General features: G+C 34.2%; 2 protein-coding genes. One reads left to right on the top strand and one right to left on the bottom strand.

Going from position 1 to position 1,235, the window contains the following annotated elements:
• Positions 1–86 precede the first annotated feature (86 nt).
• Entirely contained in the window at positions 87–317 is a 231-nt protein-coding gene (locus ACFIL7_RS02060; protein WP_208434686.1) for a hypothetical protein, read from the top strand.
• Positions 318–404: 87 nt separating this feature from the next.
• Here the strand turns inward: ACFIL7_RS02060 and ACFIL7_RS02055 are convergent, their stop codons facing one another.
• Positions 405–1,076 (bottom strand): hypothetical protein, encoded by a 672-nt coding sequence (locus ACFIL7_RS02055; protein WP_375643700.1) that lies wholly within the window; start codon positions 1,074–1,076, stop codon positions 405–407.
• Positions 1,077–1,235 lie beyond the last annotated feature (159 nt).

Below are 1,235 nucleotides of genomic sequence, written 5' to 3'. Positions count from 1 at the left end.
AGAGCTTAAACAGCGTGATGAAGCAGTAAAAGCGCCGCTTCATAAGAATAAGAAGAGTAAGAAGAAGGGTAAGTGAGGAGAGAAAGATGAGTTTAGTAGCAATTATTACGTTTTTTACTACCAATGCGGTTATGTTCTTTTGTGTTATCGCTATGTTCTTTTTTGTTTTGCTCTATCGCAATAGAGAACAAGAGCTCAAAACAGAACTGAAGGAAAAAGATATATTAATTGTAAAGTTAAATATGTCAATTGAAGAGTTGAAAAAGAAAGTACAAGAAAGAAGAGTTATAGGAACCTTTGGAGGTTATGATTCATGAAAAAGAACAAACTAATAAATACTTTCATCTTCTCACCTTAATAGGTGAGAAGATAAGTAAAACCTAATTCCCAATCTTATAAGATTATCATCGTTGATGACTTAATTTTCGAAAAAAGCTGGGCCAAAAGCGAACTTCAAGTGTTTTATGTGGGTCATATGATGAAGTATGTTCTAAGATAAAGATCGGAACGGATAGTTTATCATGATTTTCTGTTTCTATGGAGCGAATTTTTAATTCCCATTGAAAACTATACCCACCATTCACTGTAAATAGGTCAATTCCTCTTTCTAATACGTTGTTTTGGATGACAGGATTTGTTGTAACGGGAGTTATTAAATCGATACATTTGGGAGATGTTTTAAGAATGCTTCTTGGAGAGCTTTGAGAGTATGGATAAGGAGTTGGATAGAATGCTTGAACGAATTCGAAAGGGCTATTTTCATCTATTCGTATATAGTTCATTTTCATTGGTCGGTCTGTGGGGTTTTTGATGGAAAATTCTATGAGAATACCTTCTGGTGATAGATCTTCAGGTTTAAGATTAAAGATCTCAACTTTCATCTTTGGTCCTAAACCTTCTGCTATGTTTTCTGTCCACAAAGTTTCTAAGGAATTTCTTATCATTTGGGGAAGGTCTTTTTTCAATATACTTTGTCTTTTGAATGTTGCGAGTTCTGTTTCAATGTTATTCAATTTATTGTTCATGTTAATTGTAATGTCAGTTAATTCTACAAAATTTTCTTGCATATTTCTCATATCTCTTTCTCCTCCGCTTTGGGAAAACAGTAATTTTATAAAATACGTTTTGTATGGAGAGGAGCGGTGATTAACACGATTCTTTGTTTTGATCTAGGTACCAAAACGGGGTGGGCGATACGTGGTGCAAGTGGTGACATGTTCAGTGGTACCGTGAAT

The organism is Bartonella sp. AP3QHHD (genome assembly GCF_042195765.1).
In the GTDB taxonomy this organism is placed as follows: Bacteria; Pseudomonadota; Alphaproteobacteria; order Rhizobiales; family Rhizobiaceae; genus Bartonella.
This window is presented reverse-complemented; position numbering and strand designations above follow the sequence as displayed.

What these genes read in the sequence shown, in the direction of transcription:
- ACFIL7_RS02060 (WP_208434686.1), top strand. Translation starts at nt 87, where the DNA reads ATGAGTTTAGTAGCAATTATTACGTTTTTTACTACCAATGCGGTTATG.
- ACFIL7_RS02055 (WP_375643700.1), bottom strand. Translation starts at nt 1,076, where the DNA reads ATGAGAAATATGCAAGAAAATTTTGTAGAATTAACTGACATTACAATT.